Consider the following 17432-nt stretch of genomic DNA (forward strand, 5'->3'; position numbering starts at 1 on the left):
TCACTGCTGCTCGCCCCCATTACGATAAGAATGATCACAAAGTTCATATAACACGCCTTTTGCCTGCTTAGGATGCATAAAAGCGACCTGCGCTCCGGCAGCACCGGCTTTTGACTGGTCAGAAGTAAAGCGGATGCCTTTTGATTTCAACTCCTGCATACGCTCATCAATTCCACTCACACCGAATGCCACGTGGTGAATGCCCTCACCTTTTTTTTCAATAAAAGCCGCTACGGGTGAGGTTTCGCTGAGCGGTTCAAGCAATTCAATTTTTATATTTCCGGCATCGAGAAACGCAACCTTCACGCCCTGTTCCTCAACCGTTTCTTCCTTTAAAAAAGTAAGCGTTAACATTTCAGTATAAAAAGGAAGTGTCTCTTTAATGGAACGGACAGCAATTCCGATATGATCGACTTTTTTCATTCCACTCATCCCCTCTCTTTCGACATTCTTATTGTAACGGCAAAATGCCTGATTGACTACCACTTGCACGTGTATGTAGATGCATGTACAATAAAAATACTATGCACTTCAGAAGGAGAGAAATGGTTTGCGTAATCGTACGTTCAGAAAAGTGATTGTTTATTTGATGATTTTTGCTATGCTTGCATCGACGCTTGCTATCGGTTTATCATTTGTTGCGTTTTAAGGTTTGATTCTTTTTTATTGAAAACCTAAAAAGCGAAAAGGCACCTGATATGCCTTTTCGCTTTTTAGGTTGGTAGATACTTTAAAACCGTGCCGGGTCATTCCTTCGCTTTCCGTGGCCGGGCGGTGAACCCGCCTGAGCTTCGCCCAGTCGGTTTCACCTGACCCTTTCCGCCACAGGAGTCTTCGGAATGACCCGGCACTCTATTTTTCACTTTGATTTGTATGTATATTTTTAAAGAAATCTAATTAAGAAAAATTATAAAACATTTTAGTATCAGGATCTATTTGAAACTTACTGGTCATCCCTTTTCTGGGTAGTCTAAGGAATAATTATGCTCTCTGTGTGTGCTGATTTCTAATTAACACTATTACAGATCCTACGGATGAAAAAAACGCAATGGCAGGATGCCATTGCGCTTTTTTATGCGTTTTCTGTCAGGCGGTCTTTGCTTTTTTTAGGGATGCCTCTGAAGGATTGTTTGATTTGCAGGTATTCTTCCATTTCGCGGATGAATTGAAAGAGGTTGGCTCTTGTTTCGAATTCTTCGCGTGAGTCAGGAAGTGGCATTTGTTCGAATTCAATCTTCATGTCATAGAGCTTTTTTAAATATAGCACCGCAGTGTTTCCAGGGTGGATATGGCTGCTCAGGTCTTCAACGAATTCGGCTACAAATTCCCTTTGCTCAACGCCTTTGGATAATGAGGCAATCAGGGGCAGCATTCGTTCGATTAGCTCAAACTGCTTTTCTCTCATGTTAAAATATAGGTAATAAATGCTTTCATTTCGTAAAAAGTGATTTTCAACGTCTTGGAATGCCAGTGTTTTAGCCTTTTTGATGAGATCGGCGGTTTCTGCAATTTCTTTGCCGTCCCAGTCTGTATCCTGATTTCTCAGGTATGCAGCCATCTGGATGAAGATGAGCCGGAATTGCTGTTCAAGTTCTTCCTGGTATGTGCTGAGTTTTGATTCCACGCTTGGCATGTACAAGTTCATCAAAAGGGCGATTCCTACTCCGATGAAAATAAGAATGAGTTCATTTCCAATCAGATTCAGCGTAATATTACCTGAGTCAAATAAGTGCAGGATGATGACACTGCTTGTGACAATTCCTTCTTTAATTTTCAGCATGACGGCTGTTGGAATGAAAAGCAAAAGCAACAAACCGATCACGGCAGGATGAAACGCGATCCCTTCAAAAAACACAAAAGAAAAACCCATGGAAAGCACACAGGCTGCCACACGGCTCCATGATGCTCTGACCGACTTTCTTTTTGTGTTTTGTATACAAAGGATGGCGATGATGCCTGCAGAGGCAAAGTTTTCGAGCTGCAGCATACCGGCCAGCATGATCGCGATGGCCGTTCCCGCAGCTGTTTTAATCGTACGGTACCCTATTCGAAACATTCGGTGATTCCTTTCCACTGAAATAGAAAAAAGATGATCCGGATGATCATCTTTTTTCTTTATTATAACACTTTCTGAAGAAAATTCTGCGCACGCTCTGTTTTTGGTGCGCTGAAGAAATCAAGCGGCTGCGCTTCTTCGACGAGCATTCCTTCATCCATAAAGATGACGCGGTCTGCCACTTCACGTGCAAATCCCATTTCGTGCGTGACAATCATCATCGTCATACCGGTTTGTGCAAGTGACTTCATGACATCCAGCACTTCTTTTACCATCTCAGGGTCAAGTGCTGAAGTCGGTTCATCAAAGAGCATGACAGATGGTTCCATCGCAAGGGCACGTGCAATCGCTACACGTTGCTTTTGTCCACCTGAAAGACGGTTTGGATATTCATTCGCTTTTTCTGACAGACCAACTTTTTTAAGCAGATCAAGCCCAAGCTGTTCCGCCTCTTTTTTCGATTTACCTTTTACTTTAATCGGTGCATATGTCACGTTTTCCAGTGTTGTCATATGAGGAAACAGGTGAAAATGCTGAAACACCATCCCCACTTCTGACCGAAGCTTTTGCGGGTTGTATTTCGCACTCGTGATTTCGTCCTGTGCGATCGTGATTTTTCCTTTTGTCGGGGTTTCAAGCAGGTTCAGACAGCGTAAGAAAGTTGATTTCCCGGATCCGGATGGACCGATGACAACCACAACCTCGCCTTCTTTAATCTCTGCATTGATCTCCTTCAGCACTTCAAGGCTGCCGAATGATTTATATAATCCCTCTACTTTAATCACTTCTTCTCATTCTCCCTTCAACCCATTTTCCGGCGAAAGTTAAGACCAGAACCATCAGGTAATAAATCAGACCCGCAAATAAAAGCGGCTCAAGGAAGGCAAATTTATCACTTCCGACGATATAGGCTCTTCTCATGATATCAGTTACACCGATGACTGTCACAATCGCAGACTCTTTTGTCAGCGTAATAAATTCATTCATCAGTGCAGGCAGAATATTTTTCATTGCCTGTGGTAATATGACGTCCTTCATCATTTTGTTATAAGGAACACCTAGTGCCATAGCAGCTTCTTTCTGACCTTTATCGACTGCCTGGATACCGGCACGAATGATTTCAGAAATATAGGCAGCTGAATTTAAGCCAAATGATAAAATGGCTGCCGTATAAGCTTCAATCTGTGTCCCGAACAGCTGTGGAGATGCATAATAAATAATCATCAGCTGTAAGACGAGCGGTGTTCCCCTGAAAATTGACGTATAAGCATCCGCAAACCATCTAAGAAATGAGATGCGCCCTATTTTAAATAAAGATAAAATAATTCCGATTGCAAATCCCAATAGCCCTGCAATTAAAACGATCTGCAAGGTCACCCAGATGCCCTGAAGAATATAGGGCATGGAAGGGATAATCTGTTGAAAGTCCATATATATTCCTCCTCAATCATCAGCAAAAGAAAAGAGTGCTATCGCAAGCTCCAGCACTCTTTGATCCATTTATTCAGCAGCTGCTCCGTCAAACCATTTTTCTGCCAGCTTATCAAGCTCTCCTGATGCTTCAAGCTCGGCAAGGACCTCATTGAACTGCTCAGTCCATTCGCTGCCTTTTTGAAGGGCAACAGCTGACCCCGCTTCCTGCTCATCTACTTCAATCGTCTCACCGACAAGCTCTTCATTGCTGTCGAGATACCCTTGCGCTACTGTATTTTCAACGATAATCGCATCAAAACGTCCGTTGATAACGTCCTGCATTAATTCAGGAATACGGTTTCTTGTTTCCACCGTAATATCCATCTCTTCAGCCAGTCCATCCACATATTCCTGCTGAATAGATCCAAGCTGAACGCCTACCGTTTTACCATCAAGATCTTCCGGCGTAGCCAGACCGCTTCCATCCATTGAAATAATCATATCCTGGGCAACATAATAAACATCTGTGAAATCAACATTTTCTTTTCTTTCTTCCGTCGGCGTCATAGCAGCAAGTACAAAGTCAACCTGCTCGTTCGTTAAGGCAGTAACAAGCCCGCTGAATTCCATATCAATGATTTCAAATTCAAAACCAAGCTCATCTGCAATCATATTAGCAAGGTCAATATCATAGCCAATAATTTCATCACCCTGAGCTGTATCTACATATTCGAATGGGCGGTAGTCAGCAGACGTTCCCATCGTCAGCATCGGCTTTTCTTCAGAAGATCCGCTTCCGTTAGATGAAGACTCCTCCTCAGAACTTCCACATGCACTCAGCACCATGGCTCCGGATAATGCAGTCAGCAACATATATTTTTTCATTATTTCTTCCCCCTCAAGTATCTTTATACAACTTTTTGTATATTTATTATATTTGTATTTTACTGATCACGAAATAAATATGCAACATCTTTTTATAAATATACAAAATAAAAGTTTATTCTGACAATTTATCGTGCTTGAGACAGCAGGAAAAACACTTCTATTTTATTTATTTTCTCTTCAAAGAAATTAAGGAGGGTTTTTTTCCTGATGTGGAGGGACGTGACCATACGCAGACTCCTGTGGTGGAAAGGGTCAGTTGAACCCCTTGTGCTCTGCACAAGGGGTTCACCACCCGGCCATAGAAAAGCGGGGCTAGTCGCTGCAGCTAGACAACGGAGCGGAGTATGGTCCCGTCCCGGATTAATCGAAAAAACCGGAACCACTCTTATTGAGCGGTTCCGGTTTCGTTATCTATTATACTTCTTCACAATGTACTTCAAAAATACTCTGAAGGTTTGCGATGACAGACATTGGATCGTGTCCTTCGATCTCATGTCTTTCTACCATCGTTACAACCTTACCGTCTTTCATTAAAGCAAATGAAGGTGATGATGGCGGATAGCCTTCGAAATAGCTTCTTGCTTTAGCTGTAGCCTCTTTATCCTGACCGGCAAATACGGTTACAAGACGATCCGGACGCTTATCATAATGAATCGCGTGTGCAGCAGCTGGACGGGCGATTCCGCCTGCACAACCACAAACAGAGTTAACCATTACAAGTGTCGTACCTTTTTGAGAAAGAACATCTTCCACTTCTTCCGGTGTCGTAAGCTGCTGGTAGCCGGCTGCTTCTATTTCATCACGTGCCTGACGTACTACATCATTCATGAAAATATTAAAATCCATACTCATATTAAAACGCTCCTTTTACAGGTGATTACAGTTTAATCATAGTGTACATATCGGACTTTATCAACTATGTTGAACCCGTTTTCAATCGCTCCATAAAAAAATTTCATCTTTTTTTCTTTTTGTGGTTTAAAATATCCTCACATTGGCAATACTATAAAAGAATCTAGATTTAACCCCTAAACTCCCTAGATTTCTTGGCGGCCGTCCATGACAGCCGTCCTTTTTTTTCGCCCGATTTTATTCCTCAAACAGCCTGTCTACCGCTTCTGTAGGGGACATCTGATGATCCCTTACCAGTCTCTCATACTCTTTCAGTCGTTCTTTACGGTTTTCCATAGAAAGAAAATGATCGTACAGCCGGTCCAGCAGCATCTGGTTCATCCAGTCGACGGATTGTTCACGCCTTCTTTTTTCAAACTGACCACTTTGTTTCATCTGCTTGTCAAATTCAGTAACCAGCTGCCAGAGCTCAAGTATTCCCTTATTCAGCAAAGCAGAGCATGTATAGGCTTCAGGCTTCCACCCTTCTGTTGCAGGTGTAAGAAAATGCAGCAGCTGACTGAATTCATTTCTTGTCTTTTGTGCCGGCTGCTCGTTTTGACCATCTGCTTTATTGATCACAATGGCATCTACAAGCTCCATGATTCCTTTTTTCATCCCCTGGAGTTCATCTCCGGCACCGGTTAAGGTAAGAAGCAGGAAGAAATCGACCATGCCTCTTACCATTCCTTCACTTTGTCCGACCCCTACCGTTTCAACGAGTATAAGATCATAGCCTGCTGCCTCACAAAGGAGCATCGTCTCACGCGTCATTCGTGCCACCCCGCCGAGTGTTCCGGCTGAAGGAGATGGACGGATAAAGACATCCGGATGATTTGATAAGGTTTCCATCCTTGTTTTATCTCCGAGAATACTTCCACCGGAACGGGAAGAGCTTGGATCGATCGCAAGAACCGCTATGCGCTTTCCTTTCTGTACGACATTGCTCCCAAACGTCTCTATCCATGTGCTTTTTCCCGCTCCAGGGACACCTGTAATGCCGATTCTGATACTGTTTCCAGTGTAAGGGAGCAGCACGTTGATCAGCTCTGAAGCGAGCCTGCGGTGAAAACCGTTTTTACTCTCAATCAATGTGATTCCTTTTGACAGCGCACTCCGGTCACCATTTCGTATACGTTCAGCTATTTCAGGAATATGAATGCTTTCCTCTTTTTTTCGCCGGAACGTCCTTTTGGCTTTAGTCATTCTCTGTGACTTCCTCATACCCGAGACGCTGATAAATTTCTTCAATTACTTTTTCTGCAGCAGCCGGGATGACAGTTCCCGGACCAAAAATCGCGGAAGCACCGTTTTCAAGAAGAAAAGCGTAATCCTGAGCCGGGATGACACCGCCAATCACGACCATGATGTCTTCACGACCCCAGTTTTTCAGTTCTCTGATTAATTCAGGTACTAATGTTTTATGACCCGCCGCAAGGGAACTTACACCAATTACATGTACATCATTTTCCACGGCCTGTGTCGCCGTTTCTTTAGGTGTCTGGAAAAGCGGTCCGATATCCACGTCAAAACCGAGATCCGCAAAGGCGGTGGAAATAACCTTTGCTCCTCTGTCATGACCGTCCTGACCCATTTTGGCGATGAGAATCCTTGGTCTTCTTCCTTCATTTTCAAGGAATTCAGCCGTCATCTCCCGGACGTTTTCGATCGCTGCAGCATCAGAATAGCTTTCACTGTAGACGCCGCTCACAGACCTGATCACGGCACGGTGTCTTCCGCTGACATGCTCTATCGCATCGGAAATTTCACCGAGTGTCGCGCGGAGCCTTGCAGCTTCAACCGCTTTTTCAAGAAGATTATCCTCTCCGCTTTCAGCCGCCTGCTTTAATGCAGCTAAAGCCTTTTCCACCGCTTTCTCATCGCGTGATCCACGAAGCTTTTCAAGGCGTTCGACCTGACTCTTCCTCACTTTTTCGTTGTCGATCGAAAGGATTTCAATGTCTTCTTCCTGCTCCAGACGATATTTATTCACGCCGATAATGGTTTCCCTGCCGGAATCAATTTTCGCCTGTCTTTTTGCAGCTGCTTCTTCGATTCTCATTTTAGGCAGACCTGTTTCAATCGCTTTCGTCATGCCGCCGAGTGATTCGATTTCTTCAATGTGACCCCAGGCTTTTTCCATGAGCTGATCCGTAAGAGCTTCCACATAGTAGGATCCTCCCCACGGATCAATGACATCAGTAATGCCTGTCTCATCCTGAAGGTATAGCTGCGTGTTTCTTGCAATTCTCGCTGAAAAGTCAGTTGGCAGGGCAATCGCTTCATCAAGTGCGTTTGTGTGAAGAGACTGAGTATGCCCCATTGCTGCAGCATGTGCCTCCATCAGCGTTCTCATAACATTGTTGAATGGATCCTGCTCTGTCAGAGACCAGCCTGACGTTTGTGAGTGTGTTCTTAAGGCGAGTGACTTTGGATTCTTCGGGTCAAACTGTTTTAGCAACGTTGCCCACATTCTCCTCGCTGCTCTCATTTTCGCCACTTCCATAAAGTAATTCATGCCGATTCCCCAGAAAAACGACAGCCGCGGTGCAAACTGGTCGATATCGATCCCGGCCTGAATTCCTGTACGGACATATTCAAGTCCGTCTGCGAGTGTATACGCAAGCTCTACATCTGCCGGTGCTCCAGCTTCCTGCATATGATAGCCCGAGATCGAGATTGAATTGAACTTCGGCATATTCGATGCTGTGTACGCAAAAATATCCGCAATGATTTTCATAGACATATCCGGCGGATAAATATATGTGTTACGTACCATGTACTCTTTTAAAATATCATTTTGAATTGTTCCGGACAGCTTCTCAGGTGATACCCCCTGTTCTTCAGCCGCTACGATATAAAAAGCCATAATCGGTAGCACCGCTCCGTTCATCGTCATGGATACGGACATCTGGTCAAGAGGAATACCGTCGAAAAGAATCTTCATATCCTCAACAGAGTCAATCGCCACACCTGCTTTTCCAACATCACCCGTTACTCTTGGATGATCGGAATCATATCCTCGGTGAGTAGCCAGATCAAAAGCGACCGACAAGCCTTTTTGTCCCATTTCGAGATTCCGCCTGTAGAAAGCATTACTTTCTTCTGCCGTCGAGAATCCGGCATACTGCCTGATTGTCCATGGACGGCTCGTATACATGGTCGGATAAGGTCCTCTCGTAAAAGGGGCAAGGCCCGGAAGATCCTGCAGATGTTTCGCGGACCCGATATCAGCTTCCGTATAATAATCCTTAATCTTTATTTCTTCGTTCGTCAGCATTTCATTTCCTTTCAGCGACAACGTTTCTTTTATGTTTGCGTAATTGAAAGAAGACTGATTAAATTCAGGCATTGTCTTCCTCTCCTTTCCCCTCAAATAGAACCCTTTCAAGGAAGTCAATCATGTCAAGCCCCTCATAGACGGAACCGTCGAGATCAGGATAAACATCCTGAACCTTCCCTGCAGCAAAGAGTTTCTGATGTCGGTTCTTCGCGCTTAAAAAGTTTGGTAAATGCTCTTTGTATATGTCATTACTGCCGCAGGCGATCAGGACATCCGCTTTATGATCATTTTCGTCCACTTTTACACCGGCTGCTGCAAATACACCTTTAACAAAGTCAGCCCGTGGTTTATAGTCTTTTAACTCTCCCATTGTTACGAGGGAAACAGATCTGGTCTTTTCCTGATGAACCCGTCTGATCAATTGATCCCAAGACTGACCGATGGTACGTCTGTTGTTAGCAGGTGTAACATTTTTCGATACCTCGGCATAACGGTTCATCCCGACAATCGTTGTTTTACGTTTTCTAACATCGTGGTTCCTCGAATGCCAGACTTCATCAACCTTTTTCTGCAGCCAGCCATTTTTCACAAGCGCTGAATAGGCTCCGCGCTGCTGCATGTCACAAAACTGTTCCCATGCTTTTTGGGCAAGCTCCTTCGTCAGATGTTCGATATAGTAAGACCCGCCAGCAGGATCCTGTATGTGCTGCAGGAACATTTCCTCTTTCAAAATAAGCTGGAGATTTCTTGCGGCCCGGAAAGCTTGAGAAGAAAGATCTGCTGATTGCTCGTGTGGTGCCGTATACAAATAATCCACTCCGGCAAGCACGGCTGCAAAAGCTTCATTCCCCGCTCTTAAAAGATTGACGTGCTGGTCCTGAGAGCTCTTTGTAAAAGCAGAGGTTTCACTGCCGATCGTGATTGACTGACCGGTTCCGTAATGAGAAACGAAGTGCTTCCATAATACCCGGAACGCCCTGATTTTAGCAATTTCACTGAAAAAGGAAGACCCTGTTGAAAATGACGCGTGCATTTTTGAGAAGGTTTTCTGTGAATCCCACCCAAAAGATTCAGCTGTTTCAACCCATTCTGCTGCCTGCGAGAGCACAACAGCTAATTCCTCTACAATACCTGCTCCCTCGTTATGCCAGTGCACAGCTGTTAAAGGTATCGTCCTGAGCGCAGGCTGAGATTCATCAAGTTGAGCCCACGGTTTAAACCAGTTCTCATGACTCTTATCTCCTGTTAAGGAAGAATGTGCATCGATTCCGAAAACACCTTCAATCTGTTTAGCTGATGAAAGAAGAGATTCATGCCAGCCGGCAGCTGTTTCTTTTGAGATCAGGTAAACGTGTGGGTTTTCCAGCAGATTCAGCGCTTTCTCTGCATCAGCAGCCGTCCAATGCTCAAACTGTTCAGCTGATATCACTTCTGTGCCTTTTTTAAGCTCAGTTTCAAATCTGCTTAACGCCTCACCTGGATGATGTCCATTCACACGCTGCGCGATTTTCCAGCCTGACTGACTTTTCCACGTTCTGGCCGGATGGTACTCAGGTATCTCCGGTCTATCTGTATATAAAGGATTGATGTGAATCCCATCAATGGTCTTTTTATGTATGCTGTGAAGCGGTTTCCCCTTGAGCGCCGCTTCTGCACTCTTTTCCCAGTCCTGTACTGAGTGAACCGGAAAACTAATGTCCCTTTTGTTCATGGCCGTGCTGCAAATGCAGCTCCCTCCCTTGTAATCGTTTTCATTTTTGCGCATTGATAACAGAGCGTGCGCTATCTCCAGTATAATGAAAAAACCTTCCATTGAAAAGAAGAGCCGGTCGCACTCAAGCGGCCGGCTTTTATTCATTAATAAACTGAAGTGTTTTCAGATGTATTTTCAAGAATTTCCTTCACACGCTTCAGGAATCGTCCGCAGACAAGACCATCAAGCACGCGGTGATCAAGCGACAGACACAAATTCACCATATCTCTGACAGCGATCATGCCATTGTTCATTACAACCGGACGCTTTACGATGGATTCAACCTGGAGAATAGCAGCCTGCGGGTGATTAATAATGCCCATAGACTGAACAGATCCGAATGAACCGGTATTATTCACCGTAAACGTTCCGCCCTGCATATCTTCAGACTTCAGCTTGCCGGCACGGACTTTGCCTGCCAACTCATTGATCTCACGGCCGATGCCTTTGATCGTTTTTTCATCAGCATGCTTAATAACCGGAACAAACAATGCATCATCCGTTGCGACAGCAATGGAAATGTTAATGTCTTTCTTCTGAATGATCTTATCCCCTGCCCACATGGAGTTCATTTGCGGGAACTCCTTCAGAGCCTGGGCAACAGCCTTAACGAAAAATGCAAAGTAAGTAATGTTAAAGCCTTCTTTTTGTTTAAAATCACCTTTGATCGAGTCGCGGTAGGCAACAAGATTTGTAACATCAACTTCCATCATGGTCCATGCGTGAGGTGCTTCATGTTTACTCTTCAGCATGTTGGCAGCAATTGCTTTACGGACGCCAGTTACAGGAATTTCAATATCACCAGGTGCTGACGGTACTGAAGTCTGCTGCTTTGGCTGTGCAGCTGGTTTAGGTACTTCCTCCGTGCGTGTTTCCTGGACTGGTACTGCTGCAGGCGCTGAAGATGCTGTTGGAATCTCACCGGAATCAATGATTTTCTGAAGGTCTTTTCGAGTAATACGTCCTTCTTTTCCTGATCCCTGTACCTGAGAAAGGTCAATGCCATGCTCTTGTGACATGCGCATAACAGCAGGTGAATAACGGGCTTTTGATCCATCCTGTTTTGGTGCCTGAGCCTTTACAGGAGCAGCCTGTGCTGAAGGCTTTTCAGCCGGTGCTTCCTTTTTCTCAGGTTCAGCAGACGGCTCTGAACCGCCACCCTCCACCTCAATCGTACAGATGACTTCACCTACTTCAAGTGTATCGCCTTCAGCAGCAACGAGTTCCTTAATGACACCAGAAAATGATGAAGGAACCTCCGCATTCACTTTATCTGTATTTACTTCAGCGATTGGATCATATTTATTAACAGTGTCTCCTGGCTGAACCAGCCATTTTTCAATCGTACCTTCAGTTACAGACTCCCCTAACTGAGGCATGGTCATTTTTTCAATTCCCACAGAAACGGCCTCCTTTTATCGATTAATATTCAGCTAGTTCTTTCATGGCTTTTTCCACTTTATCCGGATTGACCATGAAGAATTTTTCCATTGTTGGTGCATATGGCATCGCCGGAATATCAGGACCAGCAAGACGCATGATAGGCGCATCCAGATCAAACAGGCAGTTCTCTGCAATGATGGCAGCCACCTCACCCATGATGCTACCTTCTTTCGTGTCTTCTGTAATAAGAAGTACTTTGCCTGTCTTTTTAGCGGCTTCAATAATCGCTTCTTTATCTAACGGGTAAATCGTGCGAAGGTCCAGCACATGAACACTGAAGCCGTCCTCTGCAAGACGCTCTGCAGCCTGCAGGGCAAAATGTACACAGAGACCATATGTAATCACTGTAATGTCCTCGCCCTCACGCTTTACATCCGCTTTACCGATTTCAATTGTATAATCCTCTTCAGGAACCTCACCTTTAATCAGGCGGTAGGCACGCTTATGCTCAAAGAACATAACCGGATCATCGTCGCGGATCGCGGCTTTCAGCAGCCCTTTTACGTCATAAGGTGTTGAAGGCATGACAATTTTAAGCCCTGGCTGATTGGCAAATACGGCTTCCACTGATTGTGAGTGATAAAGTGCTCCGTGAACACCGCCACCATAAGGGGCACGAATGACCATTGGGCAGCTCCAGTCGTTATTTGAACGGTAGCGGATTTTTGCCGCTTCTGAAATGATCTGATTGACTGCAGGCATGATAAAGTCAGCAAACTGCATTTCAGCGATTGGACGCATGCCATACATGGCTGCACCGATTCCTACGCCTGCAATCGCAGATTCTGCAAGTGGTGTATCAATCACGCGGTCTTCTCCAAACTGATCATACAACCCGTTTGTCGCTTTAAATACTCCACCTTTTTTCCCTACATCTTCACCAAGGACAAACACGCGCTCGTCCCGTTCCATTTCTTCTTTCATCGCTAAAGTAACAGCATCAATATATGACATTACCGGCATCGGTTGATCCCCCTTTAATTTTGCTCTGCGTAAACGTATTTCAGCGCTGATTCAGGATCTGCATACGGAGCCTTTTCAGCATATTCAGTCGCTTCGTTGACTTCTTTCATAATCCGGTCATTGATTTCCTTTTCGAGCGCATCATCCATCACACCGTTTTCCTTAAGGTAAGCGCCAAACGTAATAATCGGATCCAGCGATTTCGCTTTTGCCACTTCATCAGGAGAACGGTAAGCACGGTCATCATCATCTGAAGAGTGAGCTGTTAGACGGTAGGAAACCGTTTCAACAAGTGTTGGACCTTCTCCTCTTCTTCCGCGGTCAGCCGCTTCCTTTACTGCCTTGTACACTTCAAGAGGATCATTGCCATCTACCGTAATACCCGGCATCCCATAACCGATCGCACGGTCCGATACGTTTTCACACGCCAGCTGCTTTTCAATCGGAACGGAAATCGCGTACTTATTATTTTCACACATGAAAATAACAGGCAGCTTATGAACACCTGCAAAGTTAGCTCCCTCATGGAAATCTCCCTGATTGGAAGAACCTTCACCAAATGTAACGAATGTCACAAGATCTTTTTTCTCCATTTTCCCGGCAAGCGCAAGTCCAACAGCGTGAGGAACCTGTGTTGTAACCGGAGATGAACCTGTTACAATTCTTTTTGCCTTATGGCCAAAGTGACCCGGCATCTGACGGCCGCCTGAATTCGGATCTTCAGCCTTGGCAAATCCGGAAAGCATCAGTTCACGTGCAGTCATGCCAAAATGAAGTACAACACCCATGTCACGGTAATACGGAAGTGCATAATCCTTTTCAACATCAAGAGCAAATGCTGCTCCAACCTGAGCCGCTTCCTGTCCCTGACATGAAATCACAAAAGGAATTTTCCCTGAACGGTTTAACAGCCACATACGCTCGTCAATTCTTCTCGCAAGCAGCATCGTTTCATAGATTTTCAGTACATCATCGTTCGTTAAACCCAGTTCTTCATGGCGATTTTTACTCATGTTTTCAACCTCCTGATTCATCATTATGAATGAATAGCCTTTCCATCAACTGCAAGGGCCGCTTCGCCGATCGCTTCACTTAATGTCGGATGCGGGTGTATCGTCTGGCCGACTTCCCATGGTGTGGCATCAAGCACACGCGCAAGTCCTGCTTCAGAGATCATATCTGTGACGTGAGGACCGATCATATGGACACCTAAAATGTCGTTTGATGCTTTGTCAGCAATGATTTTTACAAAGCCGTCAGATTTCCCGAAAACAAGCGCTTTTCCGATTGCTTTAAACGGGAATTTTCCGATCTTCACGTCGTATCCCTCGTCCTTCGCCTGCTGTTCAGTCAGACCGACACTTGCTGCTTCAGGGCTTGAATAAATACATTTTGACACAAGGCTGTAGTCGATAGGTGATACGTCCAGTCCTGCAATATGCTCAACAGCGTGAATACCTTCATGTGAGGCAACGTGCGCAAGCTGAAGACCGCCAATGACATCACCAATCGCATAAATGTGGGATTCCTTTGTCTGAAGCTTGTTGTTCACTTTAATAAAGCCGTTTTCCACCTGGATCTCAGTATTTTCAAGACCGATTCCTTCTGTGTTGGCACTTCGTCCAACCGACACAAGAATTTTTTCAGCTGAATACGTAACCGCTTCACCTTTTACTTCAGCTGAAATGGATACACCATCTCCCTTTTTGGCACTTGTCGCATCGACTTTTGCACCTGTAACAATGGTGATTCCTTTTTTCTTCAGCAGCTTTTCCATTTCTTTCGATACATCCGCATCCTCTGTCGGGATAATACGGTCTGCATACTCAAGAACGGTTACTTCAACGCCAAAATCAGCCATCATGGATGCCCATTCAATCCCGATCACGCCACCTCCAACAATGATCATCGATGCAGGCAATGCTTCAAGCTCAAGCGTCTCATCCGAGCTCAGGATATGCGTGCCATCAATGTCAAGGCCCGGCAATGAGCGCGGTCTGGAACCTGTTGCGACAATGACGTTTTTTGGAATCAGCATTTCATTTTCAGTTCCGTCCGTCATTTCCACTGAAATCGTACCCGGCATAGGGGAAAAAATGGATGGTCCAAGAATTCGTCCAAAGCCGTCAAAAACATCGATTTTACCCTGTTTCATCAGGTGCTGAACACCTTTATGAAGCTGATCCACGATCGCCTGTTTGCGCTCCTGAACTTTAGTGAAATTTAATACAGCCTCTTTAATATCAACGCCAAAATCGGCAGCATTTTTTGCTGTAGCAAATACCTCTGCACTTCTTAAAAGTGCTTTACTCGGAATACACCCTCTGTGAAGACATGTTCCACCAAGCTTTCCTTTCTCAACGATTGCCGTTTTTAACCCAAGCTGTGAGGCACGGATCGCCGCAACGTATCCGCCTGTTCCTCCGCCGAGTATGACGAGATCATATTCTTCTGCCATGAAAATTCCTCCTGTCAGCTTTTTACTGAAACATTCCCTAATGGATATACTTTCGCAGTCTCTTCTTCACGAAGCACGCGGAGCGCTCCTTCTGCAAGAGCCTGAAGTTCATTTTCACCCGGCTGCACGATGACATCGGCAATCCAGTCAATGCGCTCACGGATCAGTTCAACAAAATCTTTTCCGTAAGCAAGACCCCCTGTTAAAATGATGGCATCTGCTTTGCCTTTTATGGCTGCAGCAGCCGCACCGATTTCCTTTGCCACCTGATAAGCCATCGCTTCGTATACTTTTTTTGCTTTCTCATCACCGTTTTGGATCATCTGCTCCACCTTGACGGCATCATTCGTGCCAAGATAACCGACTAGACCACCCTGACCTACAAGCATTTTCATGATCTCTTCACGGTAATAATCCCCTGAAAAACAAAGTTCCACTAAATCTCCAGCCGGAACGGTTCCTGCCCGCTCCGGACTGAATGGTCCATCCCCGTGCAGTCCGTTATTCACATCAACAACCCGTCCATTTTCATGAACACCAACTGTAATTCCCCCGCCCATGTGCGTGACAATAAAGTTAGAGTCTTCATATGATTTCCCTATCTCTTTGGCTACACGTCGGGCAACAGCTTTTTGATTCAGCGCGTGAAAAATACTCTTTCGTTCGATCAGTGAAAATCCGGAAACGCGTGCGATATCTGAAAGTTCATCTACCACAACCGGATCCACGATAAAGGATGGTATGTTAAGACCCTGTGCAATCTCATAGGCGATAATACCGCCAAGATTGGAAGCATGCTGACCGGAATAGCCTTTGCGCAAGTCCTTAAGCATAGCTTCATTCACTGAATAAGTTCCGCCTTCGATCGGGCGCAACAAACCACCGCGTCCGCACACGGCATCAAGTCTTGAAATATTCATCCCTTCTTCATCAAGCGCCTCAAGAATCGTCTGCTTTCTGAACTGATACTGATCGATAATTTTACTGTAGCTGTCTATCACACTTGAATCATGCCGAATCGTTTTTTCAAGAATAGCTGTTTCGCTGTCAAACACACCTATTTTCGTTGACGTTGAACCCGGGTTGATTACTAATATACGGTAGTTTTGATCCTGCACGTTTTTCCCTCCAGTAATACAGACCAGTGCCATTGAATCATCAAGGGCACCGGCTTTATTCATTCTTATCTTCTGCTTAAAATATTGTGCTCGCTGCGGAGAAACTGACTTCTTGATTTCGCCATTTTGGCAATTCTCTCTTCCGCCATACGGTCAGCAGCAAGATAGCTTGGCACATTGTCACGCTTGGCAATTTCAAATACGCGCGCAACATTATCATATACTTTTTCTACATTTTTCATCGCACGCTCACGGTTATATCCGTAAAGCTCATCGGCCACGTTGATCACGCCACCGGCATTAATTACATAGTCAGGCGCATAAACGATTCCACGTTCGTGAAGAATATCACCGTGTTTCGTTTCCTTCAGCTGGTTGTTGGCAGCACCTGCAATCACATCTGCCTTTAACACCTCAAGTGTCTGATCATTGATGACCGCACCGAGTGCGCATGGTGCAAAAATATCACAGTCAACACCATAAATCTCGTTCGGCTCAACCGCCGTTGCACCAAACTCATCAACTGCACGCTGTACCGCTTCTTTATTAATATCAGTCACAATCAGCTTCGCGCCTTCTTCGTGAAGGTGACGGCAAAGCGTAAACGCAACGTTTCCAACACCCTGAACAGCAATCGTCTTGCCTTCAAGAGAGTCACTGCCGTATGCTTCATTTGCTGCTGCCTTAATTCCTCTGTAAACGCCGTAAGCAGTTACTGGTGAAGGGTTACCTGAAGAACCGAACGCAGGTGAGATCCCCGTTACATAATCTGTTTCTTCATGAATGAGGTCCATATCCTTTACGGTTGTACCTACATCCTCCGCTGTGATATATCTTCCGGCAAGTCCCTGAATATAACGGCCGAATGCACGGAACATTTCCTCGTTTTTATCTTTTAAAGGATCCCCGATAATCACCGTTTTTCCTCCACCAAGATTTAATCCTGCCGCAGCATTTTTGTAAGTCATTCCTTTTGCCAGACGAAGTGCATCTTCAATCGCATCTGCCTCGGAGTCATACGTCCACATTCTCGTTCCGCCAAGTGCTGGTCCAAGTGTTGTATCATGAATGGCAATAATGGCTTTTAATCCTGAGCTCTCATCCTGGCAGAAAACCAGCTGCTCGTAATCATATTTCTCCATATAAGTAAAAATTTCCATTTTTAT

Annotated in this window: 16 protein-coding genes; 1 reads left to right on the forward strand and 15 read right to left on the reverse strand. The window is 45.1% G+C overall.

All coding sequences use genetic code 11. The features are described from left to right. Entirely contained in the window at positions 1-423 is a 423-nt protein-coding gene (mce, locus tag E2491_RS15590) for a methylmalonyl-CoA epimerase (protein ID WP_134376557.1), read from the reverse strand. 127 nt (positions 424-550) lie between these two features. On the opposite strand from mce, the gene prli42 reads away from it, so the two are divergent. Next, a complete protein-coding gene (gene prli42, locus E2491_RS17585; RefSeq protein WP_166805909.1) occupies positions 551-649 on the forward strand; it encodes a stressosome-associated protein Prli42 in 99 nt (32 codons plus the stop codon). Positions 650-1072: 423 nt separating this feature from the next. Here prli42 and E2491_RS15595 read toward each other — a convergent pair whose 3' ends face one another. The 14 genes from E2491_RS15595 to bcd all read right to left on the reverse strand — a co-directional run bounded on the left by E2491_RS15595 (position 1073) and on the right by bcd (position 17426). Beyond that, on the reverse strand, positions 1073-2056 hold the full coding sequence (locus tag E2491_RS15595) for an aromatic acid exporter family protein (RefSeq protein ID WP_134376558.1): 984 nt from the start codon (positions 2054-2056) through the stop codon (positions 1073-1075). Positions 2057-2118: 62 nt separating this feature from the next. Beyond that, on the reverse strand, positions 2119-2841 hold the full coding sequence (locus E2491_RS15600) for an amino acid ABC transporter ATP-binding protein (protein ID WP_134376559.1): 723 nt from the start codon (positions 2839-2841) through the stop codon (positions 2119-2121). Next, positions 2834-3493, reverse strand: a complete 660-nt coding sequence (locus E2491_RS15605; RefSeq protein ID WP_134376560.1) for an amino acid ABC transporter permease — start codon at positions 3491-3493, stop codon at positions 2834-2836. Before E2491_RS15605 ends, E2491_RS15600 begins: the two co-directional genes overlap by 8 nt. A gap of 63 nt (positions 3494-3556) precedes the next feature. Continuing rightward, a complete protein-coding gene (locus E2491_RS15610; protein WP_134376561.1) occupies positions 3557-4354 on the reverse strand; it encodes a transporter substrate-binding domain-containing protein in 798 nt (265 codons plus the stop codon). Between the two features lie 417 nt (positions 4355-4771). Then, positions 4772-5209 carry a BrxA/BrxB family bacilliredoxin gene (locus E2491_RS15615; RefSeq protein ID WP_134376562.1) on the reverse strand — a complete coding sequence of 146 codons (438 nt, stop codon included), beginning with the start codon at positions 5207-5209 and terminating at the stop codon, positions 4772-4774. A 237-nt stretch (positions 5210-5446) separates the two neighbouring features. Beyond that, complete coding sequence (gene meaB / locus E2491_RS15620) at positions 5447-6454, reverse strand: methylmalonyl Co-A mutase-associated GTPase MeaB (RefSeq protein ID WP_244093981.1); 1008 nt, start codon at positions 6452-6454, stop codon at positions 5447-5449. Then, positions 6447-8600 carry a methylmalonyl-CoA mutase gene (scpA, locus tag E2491_RS15625; RefSeq protein WP_134376563.1) on the reverse strand — a complete coding sequence of 718 codons (2154 nt, stop codon included), beginning with the start codon at positions 8598-8600 and terminating at the stop codon, positions 6447-6449. The genes meaB and scpA overlap by 8 nt, the downstream gene beginning before the upstream one ends. Further along, on the reverse strand, positions 8593-10242 hold the full coding sequence (locus E2491_RS15630) for a methylmalonyl-CoA mutase family protein (RefSeq protein ID WP_166805910.1): 1650 nt from the start codon (positions 10240-10242) through the stop codon (positions 8593-8595). The genes scpA and E2491_RS15630 overlap by 8 nt, the downstream gene beginning before the upstream one ends. A gap of 146 nt (positions 10243-10388) precedes the next feature. Then, complete coding sequence (locus tag E2491_RS15635) at positions 10389-11684, reverse strand: dihydrolipoamide acetyltransferase family protein (protein WP_134376565.1); 1296 nt, start codon at positions 11682-11684, stop codon at positions 10389-10391. Between the two features lie 22 nt (positions 11685-11706). After that, complete coding sequence (locus E2491_RS15640; protein ID WP_134376566.1) at positions 11707-12690, reverse strand: alpha-ketoacid dehydrogenase subunit beta; 984 nt, start codon at positions 12688-12690, stop codon at positions 11707-11709. 14 nt (positions 12691-12704) lie between these two features. Beyond that, positions 12705-13703 carry a thiamine pyrophosphate-dependent dehydrogenase E1 component subunit alpha gene (locus E2491_RS15645; protein WP_134376567.1) on the reverse strand — a complete coding sequence of 333 codons (999 nt, stop codon included), beginning with the start codon at positions 13701-13703 and terminating at the stop codon, positions 12705-12707. A gap of 23 nt (positions 13704-13726) precedes the next feature. Next, positions 13727-15148, reverse strand: a complete 1422-nt coding sequence (gene lpdA / locus E2491_RS15650; RefSeq protein WP_134376568.1) for a dihydrolipoyl dehydrogenase — start codon at positions 15146-15148, stop codon at positions 13727-13729. 14 nt (positions 15149-15162) lie between these two features. After that, positions 15163-16299 carry a butyrate kinase gene (gene buk / locus E2491_RS15655; RefSeq protein ID WP_371414500.1) on the reverse strand — a complete coding sequence of 379 codons (1137 nt, stop codon included), beginning with the start codon at positions 16297-16299 and terminating at the stop codon, positions 15163-15165. Between the two features lie 32 nt (positions 16300-16331). Continuing rightward, positions 16332-17426: a branched-chain amino acid dehydrogenase gene (gene bcd / locus E2491_RS15660; protein ID WP_134376569.1), complete on the reverse strand. Its 1095-nt coding sequence runs from the start codon at positions 17424-17426 to the stop codon at positions 16332-16334. Between the last annotated feature and the right edge of the window lie 6 nt (positions 17427-17432).

The sequence above is a fragment of the Jeotgalibacillus sp. R-1-5s-1 genome, from assembly GCF_004405105.1.
Taxonomy (GTDB): domain Bacteria; phylum Bacillota; class Bacilli; order Bacillales; family Jeotgalibacillaceae; genus Jeotgalibacillus.